The sequence below is a fragment of the Flavobacterium aurantiibacter genome (assembly GCF_002251775.1).
GTDB classification, from domain to species: Bacteria; Bacteroidota; Bacteroidia; order Flavobacteriales; family Flavobacteriaceae; genus Flavobacterium; species Flavobacterium aurantiibacter.
The window spans coordinates 1-3,624 of record NZ_NOXX01000116.1 but is presented as its reverse complement, the minus strand read 5'-3'; the positions used below and the strand labels follow the sequence as shown (position 1 = coordinate 3,624).

The 3,624-nt window shown below is 37.0% G+C and carries 6 protein-coding genes; 5 read left to right on the top strand and 1 reads right to left on the bottom strand.

The features are described 5' to 3' along the window. Positions 1–7: 7 nt before the first annotated feature. The 5 genes from ftsY to CHX27_RS01960 all read left to right on the top strand — a co-directional run bounded on the left by ftsY (position 8) and on the right by CHX27_RS01960 (position 2,427). Complete coding sequence (gene ftsY / locus CHX27_RS01975) at positions 8–961, top strand: signal recognition particle-docking protein FtsY (protein ID WP_094485094.1); 954 nt, start codon at positions 8–10, stop codon at positions 959–961. 196 nt (positions 962–1,157) lie between these two features. Further along, positions 1,158–1,406 carry a DUF4160 domain-containing protein gene (locus CHX27_RS01970; RefSeq protein ID WP_094485093.1) on the top strand — a complete coding sequence of 83 codons (249 nt, stop codon included), beginning with the start codon at positions 1,158–1,160 and terminating at the stop codon, positions 1,404–1,406. A 7-nt stretch (positions 1,407–1,413) separates the two neighbouring features. After that, positions 1,414–1,695 carry a DUF2442 domain-containing protein gene (locus tag CHX27_RS01965; protein WP_094485092.1) on the top strand — a complete coding sequence of 94 codons (282 nt, stop codon included), beginning with the start codon at positions 1,414–1,416 and terminating at the stop codon, positions 1,693–1,695. A gap of 278 nt (positions 1,696–1,973) precedes the next feature. After that, positions 1,974–2,147, top strand: a complete 174-nt coding sequence (locus CHX27_RS15470) for a hypothetical protein (RefSeq protein ID WP_165764418.1) — start codon at positions 1,974–1,976, stop codon at positions 2,145–2,147. Between the two features lies 1 nt (position 2,148). Next, the gene (locus CHX27_RS01960) at positions 2,149–2,427 is read left to right on the top strand and encodes a virulence protein (RefSeq protein ID WP_094485091.1); all 279 of its coding nucleotides are present in this window, start codon (positions 2,149–2,151) and stop codon (positions 2,425–2,427) included. 218 nt (positions 2,428–2,645) lie between these two features. Here the strand turns inward: CHX27_RS01960 and CHX27_RS01955 are convergent. Then, on the bottom strand, positions 2,646–3,624 hold a 979-nt coding region (locus CHX27_RS01955), incomplete at its 5' end, for an HlyD family efflux transporter periplasmic adaptor subunit (protein WP_094485090.1).

Sequence of the window (3,624 nt, the reverse complement as noted above, 5' to 3'; positions counted from 1 at the left end):
TACACACATGAATTTCTTCAAGAAAATCTTTTCTTCCGAAAAAAAAGAAACACTCGATAAAGGACTCGAAAAAACCAAAACCAGCTTCTTCGGAAAGCTGACGAAAGCTATAGCCGGAAAATCTAAAGTCGACGATGAGGTACTCGATAATCTCGAAGAAATCCTAATCAGTTCCGACGTAGGTGTAAACACGACCATCAAAATCATCGAACGAATCGAAAAACGCGTGGCCGCCGATAAATACCTCGGAACCGCCGAACTCAACCAAATTCTTCGCGATGAAATTTCGGCCCTATTAGCCGAAACCAATTCCGGAAACGAAACTGATTTTAGTATCCCGACGGGTAAAAAACCTTACGTAATTATGGTTGTGGGCGTAAACGGTGTCGGAAAAACTACCACAATTGGCAAACTAGCATCGCAATTAAAGGCGGCAGGCTATTCGGTTGTGCTCGGAGCGGCCGATACCTTTCGTGCAGCTGCCATTGATCAGTTACAAATTTGGGCCGATCGGGTAGGAGTGCCGTTGGTCAAACAAAATATGGGTAGCGATCCGGCTTCGGTAGCTTTCGATACGCTAACATCTGCCGTAGCTCAAAACGCCGACGTTGTGATCATCGATACCGCTGGGCGTTTGCACAATAAGGTTAACCTCATGAACGAACTTTCGAAAGTAAAGCGTGTAATGCAAAAAGTAGTTTCCGATGCACCACACGACGTCATGCTCGTACTCGACGGTTCAACCGGACAAAACGCTTTCGAACAAGCCAAACAATTCACCGCAGCTACCGAAGTTACCTCGCTTGCGGTTACCAAACTCGACGGAACGGCAAAAGGCGGCGTGGTTATTGGTATCTCCGACCAATTTCAAATTCCCGTGCGTTACATCGGCGTTGGCGAAGGTATCAACGATTTGCAAGTATTCAACAAATTCGAATTTGTAGATTCGTTTTTTAAGTAGTTCTGTCTTGTTTTATCAGGAGTTCGATTTAAAAATTGAGGCTATAAATCTGTTTTTATGTAAAGGAAAAGCATCATTTTAAGCGATCAAATAAAGATTTTTAAGTTGAACTCGCGTTAGTATGTATAATTTCTTTAGGATTTGAAGGTATTTGTATTTTTGTAGGACTAATTTGTAGCTTTGAATAAAAAGAGAAATGCCCGAGATTTGTAGATTTTACGGAATTATTGTTTACATGTTTTTTAATGATCACAATCCGCCACATTTTAAAGTAAAGTATGGCGAATTCGAAGCTAATGTGCTCATTGAAAACGGCAGCTTACTAAACGGAGATTTTCCAATTAGCAAATTGAAGTTGGTACAAGCTTGGGCTGAAATTCACAAACTGGAACTTTTGGAAATGTGGAATTCTAAAGATTTTCATAAGATCAATCCTTTGCAGTAAATTAATTATGTTGAAAGTAACACGAATCGTCGAAATAAATCAATACACATTGACTTGTGAATTTGACAGCGGTGCAGTGAAAAAGTTAGATATACTTCCACTCATCGAAAATCAAAAACACCTTAATGGTGTTGCAAGCTTAAAAAACAAAACCTTGTTTGATCAAGTTGCTGTGGGACCAATGGGAGAGGTATTTTGGCCAAATATTGTAAATTCCAAGTCAGGCGATGTATGGAATTATGATATTTCCCCTGAGTATGTTTTTTTTCATGGCAGCGATATTGATTGACTTTTAAGTTGTATACTCAATTCTTTAGATAACGGGTTCTTTAGCTATTTACTACCTGTTGATAGGGTCTGAATTACATCGGCGTTGGCGAAGGCATCAATGACTTGCAAGTATTCAACAAATTCGAATTTGTAGATTCGTTTTTTAAGTAATTGAGCATAGCCAACTCGATAATTTTTTTACATTTTTGAATTGTTCTTATCCTTTTTGTCTAAAACATTAGTCAGCAACTATTTACAGGATACTAATATTTAATTAAATTTGTTTAAAAACTTACCATGAAGATAGGAGATATTGCGAAAGTTGACCCCAAGTTAACTGGCTTAGATTTCTGGGCTGAAGGCGAAGTGATAGATATAGAGCAAAATCCGTTTAAGGGCATTGTAATTGCCATTCGAGATCATCTTGGGCGTATTTTTTTTGGCGAAGAAAAGTACTTTGTAGCAGCGTAGTATGTTTGCTATTAGTTTTGATATGGTGATTGTTGATTTGAAGACGTTCTATGGCGAACCATATAATAATGCCTATTTCGAAATCGGGAAAGTGCTTCGTAAGTACGAATTCTACAACACGCAAGGAAGCGTTTACCTTTCCACCAAGAATGATATGGCTAATTTGACTCGAGCAATGATTCACTTAAAAAGCATTGATTGGTTTAGAAATTCGGTTCGTGACATCAGGGCGTTCAAAGTTGAAGATTGGTCTGATTTTACGCAATTTATGAAAGAATGAAAAATGAGCTTTCTGACTTTTTCATTGTTTTCTTCCATTTTATAGATTATTAGCCGTAATTAAATCAATTGTATTTTAGTCTTGCAACGAAAAAACTAAAAATCAGCGTATCTTCAATTTCAAATTCCGTGCGTTACATCGGCGTTGGCGAAGGCATCAATGATTTGCAAGTATTTAACAAATTCGAATTTGTAGATTCGTTTTTTAAGTAGGTAAAGTTACCGCCTTACCATATCCCTGAATTGGTATAAGAAGCGCTCTAGAAGTCGAAGGTCTTTTGTGATGATATCGCCAGTACCCGACATCTCTTGTTGGAATGCGATGTCTTTCTCGTACGACGTTTTCAAACCCTGAGGTAACGTAATATCAATAAGTAAATTACCATCTTTGTCAGGTGTTGCAGCTATGTTTTGTACAAAGCCATTTATTACACCAAATTCTCGATCAGGATAGTTTAAAAGCCTAATGTTAACTAATTGTTTTGCTGCAAGCTTCCCTGCATTCGCAGCGGGTGCTTTCGCCTTAGCAATATAGCTGCTTTTAAGAGAAGGAATAACTGAAAAAACGACATCCCCAGTGTTAACAGGTTGGTTTTCCGACCAAAGTTGTAGATACGAAACTTTTCCAGAAATAGAGGACTTTAATACATAACTCAGCTCCCAATCGCTTAGAGATTTTTTTAATGCAAAAAATACTTGAGTTAAACTGCGATCTAGGTTTATAAAGTCTTTTTCTTCGTTTATTTGAGTACTTTGTGAATTGCGCTTCAGTTCATTCAAAGATGATTTCAATTGCGATATGGTACTCAACAGTGCTTTAAAGCCTTTTTCCGCTTGAAGGTATTGTAGTCTGTGCTTTTCTAGTTCTTGAGCAGCTATTATATCTTTTTTGTACAGTTTTTCGTACCGTTCCAGATCACTTTTCTGAATTTCTAATTCACTTTCGGTGATATTTTTTTGTGATTCCAATAGAGATAAGCGTTCTTTTAAATGATTAAATTCCAATCGTTGAGCATTGCTTTCTATTTGGTAAGGTTTTAGCTTATTGTTTAATTCGTTTGCAAGAAACTCTTTTTGAAATGTTGCAAAACTATTTTCTATATCACCTAATTGACTGTTTTGAAAAAGATGAAAAGGAAATTTGGTTTTAGAAATCGAAATAGTGTCTAGTATGCTTTTGAGTAAAAAAACATCTTTA